We start from the raw sequence: 19,355 nt of genomic DNA on the forward strand, positions 1-19,355 counted from the left end.
GCCGGTGCTGGCGCACGACGACTGGCACGTCATTGCCTCTTGGAGCGCGCCGCGCCTCGGGTCGGCTACATCGCAGCAGGGCACTCCGTGCATGGCGAATGCTAGGCGCTTCCTAAACAAAAAGGAATAAATTCCTCTAAAAAATTTTGCACGAGCGCCGACGGTCACTACCAGCGCCGGAAGCCGAGGACGCAACTGTGGGCGCGACCGCATTCGCGTCGGCCCGGGCCGAGCTGCCGCGCCACCGGCAGGCCAGGAGCCGAAACCCCCTCACTTCACGAGGTGAGGTACCCGGCGGCCTTTTCCGCGATCATCATCGTCGTAGCCTGTGGTCCACGACTCAGCGGTACGGGCACTACGGAGAGATCCACAACGAACAATCCGGTCACCCCGTGCACTCGACACGACTCGTCCACCACCGCCGCTTCGTCGTTTTCACTTCCCATTCGACAGGTTCCGGATAGGTGTTGCGACGTTGCCAGATTTGCCCGTAGCCAGGCGCCCGCGAGATCCGCACCCGCCGGAATCGGCTCGACGAGCGGGTGCACGTTCATCCACCGCAGCAGTTCGGCGGCGGTCGACACCCCAGCACGCAACCGGGCCCGATCGTGTTCCGCGGCGAGATACCGATGGTCTATCAGCGGAGCGACGGTGGGGTCGGCCGAGCGCAGCCGAAGCACGCCGGTCGAGCGCGGACGCATCAGCGCGACGCCGAGCCGACGCACACCCGGCGCGAAGGACACAGCGTAGGGCCGGAGTTCGACGTCGTCGAGCTCGAGCACGGATTCCAAGGGGACGGTGGCTTGTTCGTCCGACTCGAGCAGGTAGTCGATCCCGATCTCGGGATGATCACTGAACCAGGCGCCGACCTGGCTGGGATGCACCACCGGAATACCCAGTGCGCGAAGCCGGCCGGGGTCACCGATGCCGGAGCGCAGCAGCAACGCGGCCGACTCGATCGCTCCGGCGCTGACCACGATGCGGTCCGCCCATTCGGTGTGGGTCCGGCCCGCACGTAGGCAATCCACGCCGATCGCGCGCGTACCGTCGAAACGGATGCGGGTGACCTGCGTTTCCCCGCTGACCGTCAAGTTGGGGCGGGCCAACGCGGGAAGCAGATAGCCCAGTGCCGAGCCGATCCGTCTGCCCTGGGCGACGTTGCACGGCACCGCGCCGACGCCTTCGTCACCCTCCGGTGCGTTGAGATCAGGAACTTCGGTGAATCCGGCGGCCAGGCACGCCGTCACGAACGCTGCGCTGAGGGCGGCGGGATTCGCCGTGCGGCGCACCGGAATCGGACCAGAGCGTCCGTGCCACGGCTGATGGCCGAAGTCCAGATCGTGCTCGGTGCGGCGGTACATCGGCAACACGTCGTCGAACGACCAGGACGCCGACGCACCCACCGCGCGGGTCCACGCATCGAAATCCGCCGCGGTGGCACGGAGAAAGTAGCCGCCGTTGATCGATCCCGAGCCGCCGATCACCCGGCCGCGCACGATGTTTCCGACCACCGGCGGGTCGGCGGCGAGCGTGACCTCGTAGCGCCACAGCCACGGCGAATGCGGGCCGATCGGCATGGCGGTCGCGTCGAGCAGCTCGTCGGGGACGGCACCGGGGGTGGTCCACAGCCGACCCGCCTCGAGCAGTCGCACCGCGTGGCCCGGGTCCGCACTCAGCCGCGCCGCGAGCACACACCCGGCGGTCCCGCCTCCGACGATGAGCGTGTCGGCCATCCGGACCCGTCCCGTTCAGTATCTCGGCGCCGGCCACGTCGCCGTGCGACGACGATGCGGTACGGCGAGCAGCGTGCGGGTCATCTCGAGTCGTCCGACTCGATCACCGTGGTGGCGTCGTGGGCTTCAGCGCTTCTATGCTGCGCGCACGGAAGGCGCCGAGCCACAGTCCGGCGCCGTAGGCGATGTCGTCGAGCCGCTTGTAGGCGACGTACCGCACGGGGTCGAGGCCACCGGCGTCGCGATGGGTGAACCAGTCGGCGAGGCCGTCCGCGACCGCCATGGTCAGCGCGATACGGCGAATCCGCCGCGACATGAGCATGGCGAGCAGCGTGACCGGCCAGTAGTGGCGGCACATGGCCGAGGCAAGCCGCCAGAGCCCGGCGAAAAAGCCGCGGGACAAATAGATCGCTGCGATCCGGGTCGGGTTGTCCAACTCGGTGAAGACACGGCGTAGTCGAGCCAGTGCGGTGATCAGGGTGATGATCCCGCCGAACAGTCCCCACTTCGTCAGCGTGGCGAACAGGAGCGCGGCGAGCACCGTCCAGGACGGCACCGACAGCGGCGAGACCATTCCCGCGTGCCGCTCACCCAGCGGTGCGGCGCCGGTGCCATAGAACATCTTTCGACCGAACCAGGCGCGAAAGGAGACCCGGTGATCATGCGCCACGTGCGCGGCGGGTTCGTAGCGCAGTCGGCAGCCCGCCCGCTCCAGCCGCCAGCACAGGTCGACGTCTTCGGCGACGTGCATCGACTCGTCGAAGCCGCCCTGGGCCAGCAGCGCCCTGCGGCGCACCAGCAGCGCCGCGCTAGGCACGTAGGACACCAGCCCGCGCGACTGCACGGCAGCCTCCCGCCTGCCGAGGTCAAGTGAGGAACGGGTGTGCTCATAGCGCGCAAGCGCGTTGGACTCCGGGTCCAGCGCGACGATCCGCGGGGCGACCAGCGTCACCTCGGGGTCGCTGAAGTGGCCGAGCATCACCTCGAGCCAGCCACTGCGCGGCACCACGTCGGAGTCCAGAAAAGCGACGAAGTCGGTTGTCGCCGCGCGCAACCCGGCGTTGCGCGCGGCGGCGGGGCCATGCTTGCGGTCGTGCCGCAGCACCGTCACCCGGCAGCGGGCGCCGCGGTTGGATGGAATACGGACCGGCTGGTCTGAACCGTCGTCGACCACGATGACGTTGTGCCCGCGTAGCGCGGCCAGCAGCCTGACCAGCCCCTCGCTGTTGTTGTGTAGCGGCACGATAATGGTGACATCGTCCGGCGAGGGCAGCAGCCGGGGACGGGGATTGGCCACCCCGGAGTCGAGCAGCCGTCTGGCAACAATGGCGGACTTCGGGCCGTTCACCTCGAGGTACCCGTCGCCGATCATCTCGGCGGCCTCCGGGGCAAGCCGCAGCAACCGAGCAGGCGAACCGCCGATCAGGACCCGCCCACCGGAGTATGCGCGTACCCGAGGATCGATCCGCACCCCGAATCCATCGGGCAGGCGATCATGGCGCATTCCTGGCATGCTAGGCGGAGTTTCGCGCGAGAGCATCAACAGTCCGGAAAAAAGAAAGGATTTCCGGCCGAATCGATCCCACCGCAGGGCGCAGCACTCGCCATAACCAGCGCAGGGACCCCGCTTGTGATCTTGTTCGAGCATCCGGCAACGAACGGGCAATCGCCCGGTCGCAACCGGACGAACGCCCTTGCCGCACAAATAGCAAACTTCTGGCTACCCACACGGAATCACGCCAGCGGACTCTCGTCACAAGCTCGGGCAGGTCGGCGCTCAGGCGAAAATCCGGCCGGGCGCGTCGCGCTCAGCGTCAGCGGGATCGGGCCGGTCCCGCGCGCACCGGCACGCGGTCTTGTTCCGCGGGAGTGGTCGACCGACGAGCGCGGGATCATCCGGCCGGTGTCGGCCAGCGCCGCCTCGCCGTAACCCTGCACGCATTCGGGATCCGGCCCGTCAGCGGGGAGCCCAGTGAAGAACTTCGCCGCCATGCAGCCACCACGGCACGCGTCGTAGTGGCTGCACGACGCACACGCGCCGGCGCCGCTGGGCTCCCGCAACTCGGCGAAAAGCTCCGACGACCGCCACACCGCACCGAAACCGCCGTCCGCCACCACGTTGCCGGCGTGGAACCGATCGTGAATGGCGAATGGGCAGGCGTAGACGTCACCGACCGGGTCGACCAGGCAGACCACCCGTCCGGCGCCGCACATGTTCAGGCCCGGCAGCGCCTGCCCGAACGCGGACAGGTGGAAGAACGAGTCGCCGGTGAGCACACCCGCACCGTTGCGCAAGAGCCAGTCGTAGAGCATGCGCTGCTGTTCGGGGGTGGGATGCAGTTCGTCCCACACGTCCGCACCACGTCCTGACGGCCGCAGCCTGGTCAAACGCAGCGTGGCGCCGTATCTTTCGGCGATGGCGCGGAACTCGTCGAGCTGGCCGATGTTGTGCCTGGTCGCCACGACCGACAGCTTCGCGTCCCGGAAGCCCGCCACCGCAAGGTTTTCCAGCGCGCGGATGGCCATGTCGTAGGAGCCTGGCCCGCGCACGGCATCGTTGACCGCGGCGTCGGCGCCGTCGAGCGAGACCTGCACGTCGACATAATCACTGGCCGCGAGGCGGGCCGCGACCTCGGGCGTGATCCGCACGCCGTTGGTGGAGAACTTCACTCCCACGTGGTGCGCGGTCGCGTAGTCTACCAGCTCCCAGAAATCCGGGCGCACCGTGGGTTCGCCGCCGCCGATGTTCACGTAGAACACCTGCATCCGCTCGAACTCGTCGATCAGCGCCTTGCACTGCTCCGTGCTCAGCTCACGCGGGTCCCTGCGTCCTGAGGAAGACAAACAGTGCACGCAGGACAGATTGCAGGCGTAGGTGAGTTCCCAGGTGAGGCAGATCGGTGCGGCCAGACCGGATTCGAAGCGGTCCACCAGGCGTACGGCACCGTCCGGCGGTGGGACCACTGCTGCCTCCGAGGCTGCCGAAGCAGCGCTGTGTCCTCGGTTCGCTCGCCGGCGCTCGCTCACGACTACGCCTCGCTGGCGCTCGACTCCGTCGTGCGCGAGTGGCGCGCTGTGTTCTTGGCTCGCTCGCTGGCGCTCGCTCACGGCGGCAGGCGCCGCCGGTGCGCCGGCGGGCACACCGATGATCATCTCCGAATCGACCAGCTGTGTCAGTGCTTTCACGTACGACAGGACACCGTCGTCCGGCACGCCCGCCGCACGGATGGCGGTGCGGGCCGAGGCGTGCTCCGGCAGCGACCGCACGATCTCGACGATCCGCGGATTCTTCAGGAACGAGAGCTTGCGCGTGCCGAAGTGGTAGAGCAGCGCACCGAACGGTTCCGGGCGCAGCGCCACTCGCGGATGCAGTTGCCAGCGGGTATCGAGATCGAGCATCGTCGTGTACCGCCCGTCTAGTAGACGCCGCACATACCATCGATGGATACCTCTTCGATGAGGCTCTCCTCCACCAGGGGCGTCTCGTCGGACGACCGCGCGGCCGCTGTCTCCACCCGTCCGATGTTGTCGGCGTTTCCGATGGATCCGTATTCCGGCATGTCTACCTCCGAGAGGACGATCCGTGTGCCCGGCTACCCGATGCAGCCGCGACCCCACGATAACGTCATCAGCTGACAAAATGGAACAGGTATCACTCAGTGGGATGACGACCGGCTGTATCGCGCCGGCCATCGGGGGCGACCGGGCGATTCCATCCACGGCCCGGGTCGAACGCGCGCTGACGGGCCAGCGGCGCGGCACTCTAGACTTCGGGATGGAAATCGGGTGAACAGCACGTGGCGGGCGACGCGCGCCCACAGCGGTAGAGGTGACATGGGAGTCGGACGAATGCAGGCGAACGGAGGCGGCAACACACTGTCGGAGTCCGAGATCGTCGAGGCGGCACTGCGGGTGGTCCGCGCGGACGGCGTGGAGAAGCTCTCCATGCGGCGGCTCTCGCGTGAACTCGGCGTCTCCCCCATGGCGCCGTACTACTACGTCGCCGATAAGCGGGAGCTGCTCGACCTCGTCGCGACCGCGGCGCTGACCGGGGTTCGCACACCACCGCCACAGTCCGGACCGTGGCAGCACCGGCTGCGTGACCTCGTCGACCAGATCGACGAGAAACTCCGCAAGCACCCCGGGCTCGGCGACATCTTGATCGAACAGATGCTCGGCAAACAGCTGGACCTGATCGCCGCGGTAATGGACATCCTGGCCGACGCGGGCTTCGACGACCGCAACGTGCTCGCCGGCTACGCGACCATTCACACCTATCTGTTCGGCCGCAGCCGGGTGAATCCGCGCGATCGGTCCGCACCCGTCGACGTGACGCTGCCCTCCGTTGTCGAGCGAGCCACCCGGCATATCGCGGACCTGCGCGGACGGTATTCGTACGACTTCGGCATGGAGGTGTTGATCGCCGGTCTCGAGGCCCAGCTTGTGAGGCAGGCGACGACCGACGTACGATGAAACTGAAACACGTTCTAGTTTTCGCGCGCCGCGGCGCCCGTGTCAGGTTCGAGAGGACGACATGACCACTGTCGAGGTTCCACACGGCTCGCGCTCGGTCGTGCTGCGAGTATCCACCGTCATCACCGAGACGGCCGACACCTGCTCGCTGGTCTTCGACGTCCCCGACGAACTGGCCGAAAAGTTCCGCTACCAGCCCGGCCAGTTCCTCACACTGCGGATTCCCAGCGCCCGAACCGGCTCGGTTGCCCGGTGCTACTCCCTAGCCAGCTCGCCTTACACCGACGATCGGCCGAAGGTCACCATCAAGCGGACCGAGGGCGGCTACGGGTCGAACTGGGTGTGCGACAACGTGAAAGCGGGCGACCAGCTCGAAGTGCTGCCACCGTCGGGCGTCTTCACCCCCAAGGACCTGGACGAAGACCTGCTGCTGTTCGGCGCGGGCAGCGGTATCACACCTGTGATGTCCATCCTGAAGTCGGCGCTCGCGCGCGGCACCGGCCGCATCGTGCTGGTGTACGCCAACCGTGACCACGAGTCGGTGATCTTCGCGGGCGAGCTGCGCGATCTCATGGAGAAGCATCCGCAGCGACTCACGGTGGTCCACTGGCTGGAATACCTGCAGGGGTTGCCGACGGCCGACGCGCTGGCCACCCTGGTCGCGCCCTACCGGGGCTATGACGCGTTCCTGTGCGGGCCGAAGCCGTTCATGGACCGGGTGCACGACGCACTCGCGCAGCTGGGCGTGCCTCGTGCACGCACGCACGCCGAGGTCTTCAATTCCCTCGCCGGAGACCCGTTCGCCGACCAGGCACCGGCCGAGGTGTCCGACGAAGAGGCAGCCGACGCAGCGACCGTCGAGGTCGAACTCGACGGCGAGGTGCACGAGCTGACATGGCCGCGCAAGCAGACTCTGGTGGACATCATGCTGGCCAAGGGATTGGACGTGCCCTACTCCTGCCAGGAAGGGGAATGCGGCTCCTGTGCGTGCACGGTGCTGGAGGGCAAAGTCGATATGGACAACGCCGAGATCCTCGATCCGGAGGATATCGAGAACGGCTACATCCTCGGATGCCAGGCGCATCCGGTGACCGATCACCTGAAGATTCAGTTCTGATCGGGCACCGATCGGTGCCGGAAACACATTCTCATCGCCGCCGGTAGCAGCCGAATCGCCTGCGCGGCAAGAAGCTCAAAGGTTCGACGTGTCGGCGGTGCGGATTCCTCGATCGCCAGAACGGCTAGTGCGCGCGATAGCGGGCGCGAACGGCTGGCTCCAGATGTTCGGTCGCGTAGCTCAATGCGGTGCGACCCATGACCGCGGCGTGCTGGTCGAGGAAGCTGATCAGCAGCGATCGATCGATACGTTTGCCGACTTCGCGCAGCATCCAGCCCAGCGCTTTCTGGATCAGATCGCGCCGGTCGTCGAGCAGCCCTGCACAGAGCGCGAACGTGGTCGAGGCGTCGCCTGCCTTGATGAACGCGAAGCTGGACAGCAGGGCCACCCGCCGCTCCCACACCGAATCCACCTGCGCCAGTTGGAAAAGCAGCTCGCGCGGTTTATCGAGCAGCCACGGGCCGACGATATTCTCCGCCGACACGTCGACCAGATCCCAATTGTTCACCCTGCCACGACGCACCGCCGCCAGGTACAGCTCGACCACGGTCGCGCGGGCCGCGTCGTCGAAGGTGCGCGGCTTGGACACCGCGGCGAACCTGGCGTTGAGGATGACCAGGCCGGCGAACCGGTCCTCGTGCACAGTGCTGTCGAGCAACCGATCGATCTCGTCGAGCGGAAGCGCCGCGAAACGTTTCGCAACGCCCCTGGTCGCGGGCACTCGGACTCCGATGAATACGTCGCCCTCACCGTACTCACCGGGGCCGGTCTTGAAAAACCGCCGCAGATGAATCGCATCGGCCGGGTCCGCGATCGCCCGCAGCGCTTCCTGGACCTCCACGGCGGACGGTCGCGCCACGCCAGTGTTCACTCCTGCGCGCCCAAGATGCGGCCCGACTCGAACGCGGCCGCACTAGCAGGCAGTTCACCGGGCCTACCACTGTCGAGCACCCGGACCTCGCCGTTGCCAATACTCGGGCGACCGAGGGAATCCATGCGCCGGGTGGTCTGTGCGGCAACGGCTTGTGCGCTGTCGAAGAGACGGACGCCATCAGGCAGCGCGGCCATGATCGAATCGATCACCAACGGGTAGTGCGTACAGCCGAGCACCACGCCCTGCACGTCCCGCGGCGTCCGCTCGGCGGCGCTGGTGATCGCGGCGCCGGCAGCCATCAGGTCACCGCGATCGATCGCGTCCGCCAGACCATGGCAGGCGACGCCGACCACGTTCGCGTCGCCACCGAATTTCGCGATCAAATCGGCCTGATACCGGCTTGCCGTGGTCGCCGCGGTGGCCCACACCGCTACCGAGCGGCACACGGCCGCCGCGGGCTTGATCGCGGGAACGGTGCCGATCACCGGCACACCGGGACCGACCTCCACGCGAACATGCTCCAGCGCCGTGACGCTGGCGGTGTTGCACGGCAGAACTATCACGTCCGCACCCGACCGAACCGAAGTCCGCGCGGCGTCCACCACCCGTTCGACCACCCAGTTCTCCGGCTTCGGCCCCCACGGCGCACCCTCCGAGTCCAACTGCAGCAGCAGATCCACATCCGGCCGCAACTTGCGCAACCAAGCGGAGGTAGGCAGCAACCCGAGACCCGAGTCGATGAGCGCGACGATCACTCGACCACCGTATTACAGCGGCGCGTCGAGCCACGCCCGCGCCTCCGGCAATCCTCATCGTCCTCGAGCGCGGGGTTGGCTCCTTGTGCCGCCCGCTGCGCCGGTGAGGAGGTATGCGAACTGTCGGCGTCGACTTCGGTCCCGGCGCGGCTCGGGTGCCTTCTCAGCTGGGTGTGAGCAGGTCAGTCACCGGCGCAGCAGCGGCGATCTTCGCGCGGGCCCTCATGACCTGGGCGGTCATGCCCGCGCCGACCACGCCGGTCAGGTTGCCACCCCGGGAGTAGTAGGCGAGGAACTTGCGTCCGTCGGCGGAGACGATCTGGACGTCGTCGGTGGCGTTCGGGGTGCCGAGGGCCTGGATCTTGACGTCGTACTGGTCGCTCCAGAAGTACGGGACCCGGGCGGCGGTCGGCGGCTCGGCCCCGAGCAGCGCACAGGCCAGCAGCTTGGCCTGTTCGCCCGCGTTGGTCCAGTGCTCCACCCGCTCGCGCAGTCCCGTCCCGTTCAGCCAGGCCGCCACATCGCCGACCGCCCAGACGCCTTCGGCGGAGGTGCGCCCGACCTCGTCGGCGAGAACCCCGCCGCCCGTCGACGGTTCGGCCAGCGCGATGCCGGAATCGGTCAGCCATTCGGTCGCCGGCCGGGAGCCGACCCCGATCACGACCAGGTCGGCGGCGATTTCCGTGCCGTCGGGAAGCTTCGCGCCGCGCACCCGGCCCGCATCATCGGCGAGGAGTGTGTCGAGGCCGGTGCCGCAACGCAGGTCGACGCCTTCGTCGCGGTGCATCGTGGCGACAAGGGCACCCACCTCCACACCGAGCACGGAGGCCAGCGGCGTCGGCTGCGGCTCGACCAGCACGACGGCGACACCACGGGCACGGAAACTCGCCGCGAGCTCGCAGCCGATAAACCCCGCACCCACCACGAGCGCCGTCGCGGCATCCGCCAATTCGGCGCGCAGCGCGGCGGCGTGGGCATGACCGCGCAGTACGTGGACGCCCGTCAAGTCGGGCAGGCCCGGCAAACGGCGCGGGCGTAGGCCGGTGGCGATGATCAGCCGGCCGTAGGCCAGCGTGCTGTCGTCGGCCAAGCGGACCCGACTCGCTTCGGTGTCGACGCCGACGGCCTCGGTGTTCAGCCGCAGGTCGATCTTTTTCTCGGCGAAGAACGCACGCGGCCGCAGTGTGGTGTCATCGGTTTCGCCGCGCACGAACTGCTTGGACAGCGGCGGACGGTCGTACGGCAGGCGTGACTCCTCGCCGACGAGGACCAGCTCGCCGTCGTAGCCGGCGCGGCGCAGTTCCTCCGCGGTGCGTAAGCCCGCGAGGCCGGCCCCGACGATCACGATCGGCGCAGTCATGCGGCCATCCCTTCGCTGAAACCGGACAACCGGTTCTGGTCGACATGCGAAGCCCACCCTAACGTCTGCTTGTTTCCTCCCGCGGTGACGTCCGTCACGTCCGATCCGTCGAGGCAATAGCGGCACAATCGTTTCGCTCTAGATATTGATCGGGCGGTCAATCAGGGCTATACCGAGAAGAGGACATACTCATAGCCCGAGGAGGCACACATGTTCACCGAGAGCCGCGCGCAAGATTTACTGGCTGTCGTGCTCGGGATCTTCGCCGCACTGTCACCCATCTGGGTAGAGACGACCGACAAGGCCATGTGGTCGCTGATCGTGCTCGGCGTACTCATCGCACTCACCGGCCTCGCGCAGATGTCCCGACCCGCCATGGCGGCAGCGGACTACGCGATGGGCCTGTTCGGCGTGCTGTTGTTCCTATCCCCCTGGGTCATGGACTTCACGGAGTACCGCGGCGCATCCTGGACCGCATGGATAGTCGGAGTAGTGACGGCGGTGGTCGCGGTAGCGGCACTGCCGACCGTGTCGGGGCGCCTGCACGGCATGGTTCCGCATCACTGATGCAGACGCCGAAACCCCGGCGCGCCGGGCGTCGCCGTAGCGCGAAAGTCGACGGCGACGCCCGGCAGCTCATCCTGGATGCCGCTGAAAAACTCTTCGCGGCACAGGGATTCGACGCCACCGCGACGGCGGCCGTCGCCGCCGCGGCAGGCGTCCCCAAAGGACTGGTCTTCTACTACTTTCCGACCAAGGACTCGATACTCACCGCGCTGATGGCCGAGCGGATACCCCCGCGCCCGATCGATGACATCGGTACCGTGGTGGCACCTGGCGATCCAGCGGCGAGCCTGGTCAATCTCGACGCCGCCCTGAACCTGCGCGACCACCATTCGTCGGTGCTTCGGGTGATCCTGTGGCGCGAAGCCGACACCCACCCGGACGTGCGCCGCCAGCTCCGCCACCTGCGCGATCAAATGCTGGACGTGACCGCCAAGGTGCTCCAGGCGAGCACGCCGAGTCCGGTCCGCCCCGGCACACTCCGCGCGTGCGCTGCCGCGTGGGTCTCGGCAATGTTCGCCATCGCCAGCACGGACCGGTTGCACGCACTCGACGGCATCCCCCTCCCCACCGGGGACGAGGTGCTCAATGTCGCCCAGGTAGTCGCCGCGGGAATGACACAGCTCGGCTGACTTCGCGCATCCTCGTACACGCGCGGGCCGGGATCCGATCCGATCTCGACGTCGTGGCCGCTGGCGCGCGCCCGGTAAGCCGGTGGCCGCGGTAAACCATCGGGAACGACAAGGCGCTGTGCCATGTCGGATGCGGGCGCTGGTGTCACACCGGATTCGACGGCTGTCGACGAACGCCCGAGACGCGGCTACCCATCACGACCGTCGGGTCAGGTCGATACGATCGGCAGTCGACTCGGCCCGCACCGTGGATGCTGTCGAGCAGGCGGTTCGAAGCCTGCGGCAGGGTTCACCGCCTGAACGTGCGCACCGAAGTTATCCACAGCGGGCGTGTTGTCCACATTCGATGCTGAGGTGAGTGTTTCGTGACCGGCAGTGGAGCACGATCGGCGTATGGAAGCACCGCAACTGATCTCGCGGCGGCAGGCGCTCGCGTCCGGACTGTCCGATAAGGACCTTCGTCGTCTCTGCCGAACCGGAAGGTGGCAGCGGCTGCGGGCCGGGCACTACCTGAACTCACCAGGATGCGACGTCAGCGTGACTGGTCGGCACCTGCTCATGGCGCTCGCAACCGCGGAGACGACGTGTGATTCCGCGATCACCAGCCACTGTTCCGCAGCGGTGCTGCACGGGATGTCGACCTGGGATATTCCGCTCGACCGTGTACATCTGACCAGGGATCGCATCAACGGCGGCCGCATGGGCCGGCGCGTCGTCGTGCACTCGGCACGGTTGGAGCCCGACGAGATCACCCTCGTCAACGGCATCCGGGTGACCACCCCTGCGCGGACGATCATTGATATCGCCCGCTCGGAAGGCTTCGAGCAGTCCGTCGCACTCGGCGATTCGGCGCTGCGCCAGGGGTTGACGACCATCGCCGAGCTACGGGTGCACGTGCGACAGGCACGGCACCGCCCCGGCTGCCGCAAGGCCGCGCAGGTCGTCGAGTTCCTGGACGGACGCAGCGAGAGCATTGGTGAATCGCTCAGCAGGATCGTGCTGCACCGATGCGGACTCCCCGCCCCCGAACTGCAAGCACGTGTCTTCTCCGATGACGATATCTGTGTCGGCCGTTTCGACTTCCTGTTCCCCGACCTCGGCGTGGTCGCAGATTTCGACGGAAAGATCGAATACCAGAGCGCGCAACGCGACCCACACGCCCCGGAACAGAGGGTGGTCGGCGAGAAGAACTGCGAAGACCGACTCCGCGCCCTCGGATGGATGGTGATCCGCTGGGCTTGGGACGATCTCGACGCCCCGGCTCTCCTTGCCGACCGTATCCATACGGCAGCACGGATAGCCGGCGGGTCCCAACGGCGCGGCTACTGGACCGCCACACCCAAACATTGACCGGCCTCCCGACCACGTGGCCGGCGGCCTAAGTATGGAATTAACGTACGCGGCAATGCCGAACCGACAGGCGTGCGGCATCTCGAAGAGCGAGATGGAGGTGCGAAGTCCGATGGGATGTGACGTACCCGCGTCCGTATGAAACGTGGATAATTCGCATACCCGGGTTCGAGGTTGGACTAATTGGGCTGGGTGAGGAAGTGGGTGACGTCTTTGGCGAAGCGGGAGTCTTTGACCGTGCCCATGTGGCTGGCGCCAGGGTAGATGATCAAGTGCGAGTTCGGGATTCCGTCGGCGGTGTGCCGGAAGTTGGCGGTGCTGTATGCGGCGTCTCGCTCGCCGCCGACGACGAGGGTAGGTGCTTGGATCTCGGAGAGGCGATCGGTCAGATCGAAACCGTCTTCGGCGCGGAGAAAAGCGTGCGTGTCGGCGGGATTCTTCGGACGGGTCACGGGATCGAAAAGCCACAGGGCGGCGGCCGCGAGACGGGCGACCACCGGCGAGGCGGAGATGCCCGGCGCCAGGTGGTGCATCGCCCGGCGACCGTGCAGTACCGCCTCGGCGTAGCGCATCTGGCCTTCCTTGACGACCGGATCCAGCCGGTATCCTGACGACGCGATGACGAGGCGGCGCACGACCTCGGGATGATCGGCGGCGAGTTGCAGTGCGACAGAACCACCCGACGAGACGCCGAGAACGTCGACCGGCTCACCGAACTCGGTGCGCAGGGCGTCCGCGTGCTCAGCGGCGATCTCTCCCATGGTGATGCCCTCGGCCATCCCGGGTGGACGGCTCACCGCATAGATGCGGAAGTGCCGCGCGAGCGGTTCGAACAGCTTGATCTCGGAATCACGCATCCAGCCTTGCGGATTCGTGTGGTCCGGACTGAACCACCGCAGGAATACCAGAGGACGACCGGAGCCCATCGCCAGATACGGCATGCCGTGCTCCAGCCCCCCTTCCTCGACCGCGAGTTCAGCAGCCAGGGCGGTCTTACTCATGATCCCTCCAAGTCGCCGGTCGTCATCTGTCGCCTTGACGCTAACGGAGCTCACCCTCCCTCCGCGATGACCTCCCAGGTCATGGAGCCGCAACCGCGGCAGCCATCGATGGCCCTTTGCGTGGTCGGTTTGTGCATCGCACGTTCGCGCCTAACCGGACACAGATATACCTGACAAGGTGACGGGTTGGTCTGGTCGCCAGGGCCGGAAAAGAGTGGGACGCAGCGGCTACTGTTGCCGCATGCGGATTGCGGCACTAGTAGCCATTGCCCTGGTGCTGAGCGCCTGCTCCCAGACCACGGCAGGGAAACCACAGAGTTCGGCGGGTGGTTCGTCGCAGACGAACGCTTCGTCGGCGGCGCCCAGCCGGGAGAGTAGTTTGCAGGATCGGATCTCGTGGGTTCAGCAGGGGACACCGATCGATCTGGGAGGCTTTCATTCGGCCAGGATCGAAAACGGACCGGCTACCGACCTGAAGACCGACATCGCGTTCGTCAGCCCGACCGGCAAGATCAGCTGTATCACCGGAGTCGCCTACGGCATCGAGGGATTCGACTGCGAAGTCGAGCTGAAGGCACCGATGCCCCAGCCGAGCGAAGGCTATGGGAACTGGTTCGGCGGCTTTGTCTCCTACTCCGGGCAGCGGTTGACAGTCGGCCAATTCCGCGGCGACCCGGGGCTTTTCATCAATGGCAAAGGGCAGACGCTGCCGTACGACAGCACCTTGACCTTCGGGAACTTTACCTGCCGCCTCGCGACTACCGGCCTCACCTGCGTGAACCCCACCGAGCGCACCGGAGTGCAGATCAGCGACGAAGGCATCGTCCCGGTCGGCTGCCTGCGAGAAGTCCCCGAGTCGCAACGCGAATCCTCCGTCGGCCGCGCCTACGCCTGCTGAGCCGACCACACCAGGCACTGTTGTCCACACAGTTATCACAGGAAGCGATCTCATCCGCCGAACTCCCGGACGCCGAAGCCGCTCCGGAATAGCGAACGGCGCCGCTCCATTCGGAGCGACGCCGTTCAGTTCAGCGATTCAGCGAATCACTTGATGATCTTCGTGACACGACCGGCGCCGACGGTGCGACCACCCTCGCGGATCGCGAAGCGCAGACCCTCGTCCATGGCGACCGGCTGGATCAGCTTGACGACCATCTCGGTGTTGTCACCGGGCATAACCATCTCGGTGCCCTCGGGCAGGGTCACAACGCCCGTCACGTCAGTCGTACGGAAGTAGAACTGCGGACGGTAGTTGTTGAAGAACGGAGTGTGGCGGCCGCCCTCGTCCTTCGACAGGATGTACGCCTGGCCCTCGAACTCCGTGTGCGGAGTGGTGGTGCCCGGCTTCACGACGACCTGGCCGCGCTCCACATCCTCGCGCTTGATACCGCGAACCAGCAGACCGACGTTGTCGCCGGCCTGGCCCTGGTCGAGCAGCTTGCGGAACATCTCGATGCCGGTGACCGTGGTCTTGGTCTTCTCCGTACGGATGCCGACGATCTCGACTTCCTCGTTCACGTTGATCACGCCACGCTCGACACGACCGGTGACGACGGTGCCACGACCCGTGATCGTGAACACGTCCTCGACCGGCATCAGGAACGGCTTGTCGGTCTCTCGCACCGGGTCCGGGATGGACTCGTCGACCGCGGCCATCAGCTCGAGAACCGACTCGGTCCACTTCGGGTCGCCCTCGAGCGCCTTCAGACCGGAGACCCGCACGACCGGCGCGTCCTCGTCGAACTCCTGCGAACCCAGCAGCTCGCGGACCTCCATCTCGACGAGCTCGAGGATCTCCTCGTCGTCGACCATGTCGGCCTTGTTCAGCGCGACCAGGATGTAGGGCACGCCGACCTGACGGGCGAGCAGCACGTGCTCACGGGTCTGCGGCATCGGGCCGTCGGTCGCGGCGACCACGAGGATGGCGCCATCCATCTGCGCCGCACCGGTGATCATGTTCTTGATGTAGTCGGCGTGACCCGGCGCGTCGACGTGCGCGTAGTGGCGCTTCTCCGTCTGGTATTCGACGTGGGAGATGTTGATCGTGATACCACGAGCCTTCTCCTCCGGCGCCTTGTCGATCTGATCGAACGCGAAGCTCTCGTTCAGATCCGGGTACTTGTCAGACAGCACCTTGGTGATCGCTGCGGTCAGCGTGGTCTTGCCGTGGTCGACGTGACCGATGGTGCCGATGTTGACGTGCGGCTTCGTCCGCTCGAACTTCGCCTTCGCCACTTCTTTGTCCTCCTGGACTTGTTGGTGCGTGCAGTTGCAGCAGTGCGGTTATTGAATGGGGTCGTGCTGACGCCCGGCTGTCGGGGCAAGTGTCCCACTTGCCCCGAACGGTGTTACTCGCCGGTCGCCTTGGCGATGATCTCCTTCGACACGTTGGCCGGAACCTCCGCGTACGAGTCGAACACCATGGAGTAGTTCGCCCGGCCCTGGGTCTTCGACCGCAGGTCACCGATGTAACCGAACATCTCCGAGAGCGGAACCAGCGCCTTGACGACACGGGCACCACTGCGTTCCTCCATGGCCTGGATCTGACCACGGCGGGAGTTCAGGTCGCCGATCACATCGCCCATGTAGTCTTCGGGCGTGGTGACCTCGACCGCCATCAGCGGCTCGAGGATCACCGGACCGGCCTTGCGAGCCGCTTCCTTGAGCGCCTGCGCGCCGGCGATCTTGAACGCCATTTCCGACGAGTCCACGTCGTGGTACGCGCCGTCGAGCAGCCGGACCTTCAGGTTCACCAGGGGGTATCCCGCGAGCACACCGTACTGCATGGCGTCCTGCGCACCAGCGTCCACCGAAGGGATGTACTCCTTCGGCACGCGGCCACCGGTGACCTTGTTCTCGAACTCGTAGTGCGCGCCATCCTCGCCGACGAACGGCTCGACAGCGATGATGACCTTCGCGAACTGGCCGGAGCCACCCGTCTGCTTCTTGTGGGTGTACTCGAGCTTCTCGACCGCCTTGGTGATCGTCTCGCGGTAGGCCACCTGCGGCTTGCCGACGTTCGCCTCGACCTTGAACTCGCGCTTCATGCGGTCGACCAGGATGTCGAGGTGGAGCTCGCCCATACCGCCGATGACGGTCTGACCGGTCTCCTGGTCCAGTTTCACCGAGAAGGTCGGGTCCTCTTCCGAGAGACGCTGGATCGCGGTGCCCAACTTCTCCTGGTCGGACTTGGTCTTCGGCTCGATGGAGACCTCGATGACCGGGTCCGGGAAGGTCATGGACTCGAGCACGATCTGGTTCTGCGGATCGCACAGGGTGTCACCGGTGGTGGTGTCCTTGAGGCCGATGACCGCGTAGATGTGCCCCGCCGAGGCAGCGCCGACCGGGTTCTCCTTGTTGGAGTGCATCTGGAACAGCTTGCCCAGACGCTCCTTCTTGCCCTTGGTCGAGTTGATGACCTGGGCGCCGGAGTCGACCTTGCCGGAGTACACGCGGACGTAGGTCAGCTTGCCGAAGAACGGGTGCACGGCGATCTTGAACGCCAGCGCCGCGAACGGCTCGTCGGCGCTCGGCTTCCGGGTCAGCAGCTCCTCTTCCTTGCCGGGCACGTGGCCGGTGGTGGCCTCCACGTCCAGCGGCGAGGGCAGGTAGTCGATGACCGCGTCGAGCATGGGCTGCACGCCCTTGTTCTTGAACGCCGAGCCGCACAGCACCGGGTACAGCTCCGAGGTGACCGTCAGCTTGCGGATAGCGCCCTTGATCTCCTCGACCGAGAGCTCCTCGCCGCCGAAGAACTTCTCCAGCAGCGCCTCGTCGGATTCAGCGACGGTCTCCAGCAGTTCCTGGCGGTACTGCTCGGCCTTCTCCTTCAGGTCCTCGGGGATCTCGACGACCTCGTACTGCTCGCCGAGCTTGGTCTCACCCCGCCAGACCTTGGCGTTGTTCTCGACCAGGTCGATGATGCCCTCGAAGGTGTCCTCCGCACCGATCGGCAGCTGGAGGACCAGCGGCTTGGCGCCGAGGCGGTCTTTGATGGTCTGCACGGTGAAGTAGAAATCCGCACCGAGCTTGTCCATCTTGTTGACGAAGCAGATTCGCGGCACGTCGTACTTATCGGCCTGACGCCACACCTGCTCGGACTGCGGCTCGACGCCCTCTTTGCCGTCGAACACCGCAACGGCGCCGTCGAGCACGCGCAGCGACCGCTCCACCTCGACGGTGAAGTCGACGTGCCCGGGGGTGTCGATGATGTTGATCTGGTTGTCGTTCCAGAAGCATGTGGTAGCCGCGGAGGTGATGGTGATACCACGCTCCTGCTCCTGCTCCATCCAGTCCATCGTGGCAGCGCCGTCGTGGACCTCACCGATCTTGTAGGTGATACCGGTGTAGAAGAGGATGCGTTCAGTTGTGGTCGTCTTGCCCGCATCGATGTGGGCCATGATGCCGATGTTGCGGACCTTGTTCAGGTCGGTGAGCACGTCCTGTGCCACGGAAATCTTCCCCGCTCGTAGCTAGTTGGGATTATCGGGGACGACCCTGTGGTCGTCTCTATGTCAACGCCGGACGCGGCAGGTAAGTGCCGCGTTCCGGCTGTGCCTCCCGACCCAGACGACGGGCCGGGCAGACGTCACCAGCGGTAGTGCGCGAAGGCCCGGTTGGACTCGGCCATCTTGTGGGTGTCCTCACGACGCTTGACGGAGGCACCGAGGCCGTTGCTGGCGTCGAGCAGTTCGTTGGCCAGACGCTCGACCATCGTCTTCTCCCGCCGCGCACGCGAGAAGTTGACCAGCCAGCGCAGGGCCAGGGTGTTGGCGCGGCCCGGACGGACCTCGACCGGAACCTGGTAGGTGGCGCCACCGACGCGGCGGGGCTTCACCTCCAGCGACGGCTTGACATTGTCCAGCGCGCGCTTCAACGTGACGACCGGGTCGGTGCCGGTCTTGTCGCGCGCCTGCTCCAGCGCGCCGTAGACGATGCGCTCGGCAGTGGACTTCTTGCCATCCAGCAGGATCTTGTTGACCAGCTGAGTAACCAGCGGCGAACCGTAGACCGGGTCGTTGATCAGCGGACGCTTGGGTGCGGGGCCCTTGCGTGGCATATCAGCTCTTCTCCTTCTTGGCGCCGTAACGGCTGCGGGCCTGCTTGCGGTTCTTCACACCCTGCGTGTCGAGCGAGCCACGGATGATCTTGTATCGGACACCAGGGAGGTCCTTCACACGACCGCCGCGCACGAGCACCATCGAGTGCTCCTGCAGGTTGTGGCCCTCACCCGGGATGTAGGCCGTGACCTCGACCGCGCTGGTCAGGCGAACACGCGCGACCTTGCGCAGCGCGGAGTTCGGCTTCTTCGGGGTCGTGGTGTACACACGGGTGCACACGCCACGACGCTGCGGGCTCCCCTTCAGGGCCGCAGTCTTCGTCTTGGCGACCTTGTCGCGGCGACCCTTGCGGACCAGCTGGTTGATGGTTGGCATAGACCGGCTTTCCTTATTAGTTAACGCGGTGTCTGGAACTTCATGTCTGTTCAGTTGGCGA

18 protein-coding genes and 1 pseudogene are annotated in these 19,355 nt (G+C 66.3%); 6 read left to right on the forward strand and 13 right to left on the reverse strand.

Annotated features, from left to right (window positions below; genetic code table 11):
* Positions 1 to 275: 275 nt before the first annotated feature.
* The 5 genes and pseudogenes from mftG to mftA all read right to left on the reverse strand — a co-directional run bounded on the left by mftG (position 276) and on the right by mftA (position 5,248).
* On the reverse strand, positions 276 to 1,733 hold the full coding sequence (gene mftG, locus OH799_RS20715) for a mycofactocin system GMC family oxidoreductase MftG (RefSeq protein ID WP_406266606.1): 1,458 nt from the start codon (positions 1,731 to 1,733) through the stop codon (positions 276 to 278).
* A gap of 103 nt (positions 1,734 to 1,836) precedes the next feature.
* Positions 1,837 to 3,237 carry a mycofactocin biosynthesis glycosyltransferase MftF gene (gene mftF, locus OH799_RS20720; RefSeq protein ID WP_406266609.1) on the reverse strand — a complete coding sequence of 467 codons (1,401 nt, stop codon included), beginning with the start codon at positions 3,235 to 3,237 and terminating at the stop codon, positions 1,837 to 1,839.
* A 230-nt stretch (positions 3,238 to 3,467) separates the two neighbouring features.
* On the reverse strand, positions 3,468 to 4,697 hold the full coding sequence (gene mftC / locus OH799_RS20725; RefSeq protein WP_406282305.1) for a mycofactocin radical SAM maturase: 1,230 nt from the start codon (positions 4,695 to 4,697) through the stop codon (positions 3,468 to 3,470).
* A 195-nt stretch (positions 4,698 to 4,892) separates the two neighbouring features.
* Positions 4,893 to 5,132, reverse strand: a pseudogene (gene mftB / locus OH799_RS20730) (mycofactocin biosynthesis chaperone MftB); the annotation flags it as partial.
* A 17-nt stretch (positions 5,133 to 5,149) separates the two neighbouring features.
* The gene (gene mftA / locus OH799_RS20735) at positions 5,150 to 5,248 is read right to left on the reverse strand and encodes a mycofactocin precursor MftA (RefSeq protein WP_357271607.1); all 99 of its coding nucleotides are present in this window, start codon (positions 5,246 to 5,248) and stop codon (positions 5,150 to 5,152) included.
* A gap of 334 nt (positions 5,249 to 5,582) precedes the next feature.
* Here mftA and mftR2 point away from each other — a divergent pair, with 334 nt between their 5' ends.
* Both mftR2 and OH799_RS20745 read left to right on the forward strand, forming a co-directional pair.
* Positions 5,583 to 6,206 (forward strand): mycofactocin system transcriptional regulator MftR2, encoded by a 624-nt coding sequence (mftR2, locus tag OH799_RS20740; protein ID WP_357271509.1) that lies wholly within the window; start codon positions 5,583 to 5,585, stop codon positions 6,204 to 6,206.
* Positions 6,207 to 6,267: 61 nt separating this feature from the next.
* Positions 6,268 to 7,323 (forward strand): 2Fe-2S iron-sulfur cluster-binding protein, encoded by a 1,056-nt coding sequence (locus tag OH799_RS20745; RefSeq protein WP_406266614.1) that lies wholly within the window; start codon positions 6,268 to 6,270, stop codon positions 7,321 to 7,323.
* Positions 7,324 to 7,447: 124 nt separating this feature from the next.
* Here the strand turns inward: OH799_RS20745 and OH799_RS20750 are convergent, their stop codons facing one another.
* The 3 genes from OH799_RS20750 to OH799_RS20760 all read right to left on the reverse strand — a co-directional run bounded on the left by OH799_RS20750 (position 7,448) and on the right by OH799_RS20760 (position 10,312).
* Complete coding sequence (locus tag OH799_RS20750; protein WP_406266617.1) at positions 7,448 to 8,182, reverse strand: DNA alkylation repair protein; 735 nt, start codon at positions 8,180 to 8,182, stop codon at positions 7,448 to 7,450.
* 8 nt (positions 8,183 to 8,190) lie between these two features.
* Complete coding sequence (locus tag OH799_RS20755) at positions 8,191 to 8,952, reverse strand: glutamate racemase (protein ID WP_406266620.1); 762 nt, start codon at positions 8,950 to 8,952, stop codon at positions 8,191 to 8,193.
* A 163-nt stretch (positions 8,953 to 9,115) separates the two neighbouring features.
* Complete coding sequence (locus OH799_RS20760) at positions 9,116 to 10,312, reverse strand: NAD(P)/FAD-dependent oxidoreductase (RefSeq protein ID WP_406266623.1); 1,197 nt, start codon at positions 10,310 to 10,312, stop codon at positions 9,116 to 9,118.
* Positions 10,313 to 10,522: 210 nt separating this feature from the next.
* Between OH799_RS20760 and OH799_RS20765 the strand changes: the two genes are divergently transcribed.
* The 3 genes from OH799_RS20765 to OH799_RS20775 all read left to right on the forward strand — a co-directional run bounded on the left by OH799_RS20765 (position 10,523) and on the right by OH799_RS20775 (position 12,858).
* The gene (locus OH799_RS20765) at positions 10,523 to 10,879 is read left to right on the forward strand and encodes an SPW repeat protein (protein WP_357271494.1); all 357 of its coding nucleotides are present in this window, start codon (positions 10,523 to 10,525) and stop codon (positions 10,877 to 10,879) included.
* Positions 10,879 to 11,508, forward strand: a complete 630-nt coding sequence (locus tag OH799_RS20770) for a TetR/AcrR family transcriptional regulator (protein ID WP_406266626.1) — start codon at positions 10,879 to 10,881, stop codon at positions 11,506 to 11,508. Before OH799_RS20765 ends, OH799_RS20770 begins: the two co-directional genes overlap by 1 nt.
* Before the next feature lie 393 nt (positions 11,509 to 11,901).
* Positions 11,902 to 12,858 (forward strand): type IV toxin-antitoxin system AbiEi family antitoxin domain-containing protein, encoded by a 957-nt coding sequence (locus OH799_RS20775; protein ID WP_406266628.1) that lies wholly within the window; start codon positions 11,902 to 11,904, stop codon positions 12,856 to 12,858.
* Positions 12,859 to 13,037: 179 nt separating this feature from the next.
* On the opposite strand, the gene OH799_RS20780 is transcribed toward OH799_RS20775, so the two are convergent.
* Entirely contained in the window at positions 13,038 to 13,859 is an 822-nt protein-coding gene (locus OH799_RS20780; RefSeq protein WP_406266631.1) for an alpha/beta fold hydrolase, read from the reverse strand.
* A 241-nt stretch (positions 13,860 to 14,100) separates the two neighbouring features.
* Here OH799_RS20780 and OH799_RS20785 point away from each other — a divergent pair, with 241 nt between their 5' ends.
* Entirely contained in the window at positions 14,101 to 14,757 is a 657-nt protein-coding gene (locus tag OH799_RS20785) for a hypothetical protein (RefSeq protein WP_406266634.1), read from the forward strand.
* Between the two features lie 146 nt (positions 14,758 to 14,903).
* Here OH799_RS20785 and tuf read toward each other — a convergent pair whose 3' ends face one another.
* The 4 genes from tuf to rpsL form a co-directional block, all read right to left on the reverse strand.
* Positions 14,904 to 16,094 (reverse strand): elongation factor Tu, encoded by a 1,191-nt coding sequence (gene tuf / locus OH799_RS20790; protein ID WP_406266637.1) that lies wholly within the window; start codon positions 16,092 to 16,094, stop codon positions 14,904 to 14,906.
* A gap of 113 nt (positions 16,095 to 16,207) precedes the next feature.
* Entirely contained in the window at positions 16,208 to 18,310 is a 2,103-nt protein-coding gene (gene fusA / locus OH799_RS20795) for an elongation factor G (protein ID WP_406266640.1), read from the reverse strand.
* Positions 18,311 to 18,447: 137 nt separating this feature from the next.
* On the reverse strand, positions 18,448 to 18,918 hold the full coding sequence (gene rpsG, locus OH799_RS20800; RefSeq protein ID WP_014988439.1) for a 30S ribosomal protein S7: 471 nt from the start codon (positions 18,916 to 18,918) through the stop codon (positions 18,448 to 18,450).
* A 1-nt stretch (position 18,919) separates the two neighbouring features.
* Positions 18,920 to 19,294, reverse strand: coding sequence for a 30S ribosomal protein S12 (gene rpsL, locus OH799_RS20805; protein WP_014353064.1), 375 nt, complete (start codon positions 19,292 to 19,294; stop codon positions 18,920 to 18,922).
* Between the last annotated feature and the right edge of the window lie 61 nt (positions 19,295 to 19,355).

The organism is Nocardia sp. NBC_00881 (genome assembly GCF_045207455.1).
Classification (GTDB): Bacteria; Actinomycetota; Actinomycetes; order Mycobacteriales; family Mycobacteriaceae; genus Nocardia.

Excerpts from the sequence above, each read along its gene's own strand:
- OH799_RS20775 (WP_406266628.1), top strand. The coding sequence starts at position 11,902 with ATGGAAGCACCGCAACTGATCTCGCGGCGGCAGGCGCTCGCGTCCGGA.
- mftF (WP_406266609.1), bottom strand. The coding sequence starts at position 3,237 with ATGCGCCATGATCGCCTGCCCGATGGATTCGGGGTGCGGATCGATCCT.
- mftR2 (WP_357271509.1), top strand. The coding sequence starts at position 5,583 with ATGCAGGCGAACGGAGGCGGCAACACACTGTCGGAGTCCGAGATCGTC.
- OH799_RS20745 (WP_406266614.1), top strand. The coding sequence starts at position 6,268 with ATGACCACTGTCGAGGTTCCACACGGCTCGCGCTCGGTCGTGCTGCGA.
- OH799_RS20770 (WP_406266626.1), top strand. The coding sequence starts at position 10,879 with ATGCAGACGCCGAAACCCCGGCGCGCCGGGCGTCGCCGTAGCGCGAAA.
- OH799_RS20760 (WP_406266623.1), bottom strand. The coding sequence starts at position 10,312 with ATGACTGCGCCGATCGTGATCGTCGGGGCCGGCCTCGCGGGCTTACGC.
- OH799_RS20765 (WP_357271494.1), top strand. The coding sequence starts at position 10,523 with ATGTTCACCGAGAGCCGCGCGCAAGATTTACTGGCTGTCGTGCTCGGG.
- OH799_RS20785 (WP_406266634.1), top strand. The coding sequence starts at position 14,101 with ATGCGGATTGCGGCACTAGTAGCCATTGCCCTGGTGCTGAGCGCCTGC.
- rpsL (WP_014353064.1), bottom strand. The coding sequence starts at position 19,294 with ATGCCAACCATCAACCAGCTGGTCCGCAAGGGTCGCCGCGACAAGGTC.
- rpsG (WP_014988439.1), bottom strand. The coding sequence starts at position 18,918 with ATGCCACGCAAGGGCCCCGCACCCAAGCGTCCGCTGATCAACGACCCG.
- mftG (WP_406266606.1), bottom strand. The coding sequence starts at position 1,733 with ATGGCCGACACGCTCATCGTCGGAGGCGGGACCGCCGGGTGTGTGCTC.
- OH799_RS20780 (WP_406266631.1), bottom strand. The coding sequence starts at position 13,859 with ATGAGTAAGACCGCCCTGGCTGCTGAACTCGCGGTCGAGGAAGGGGGG.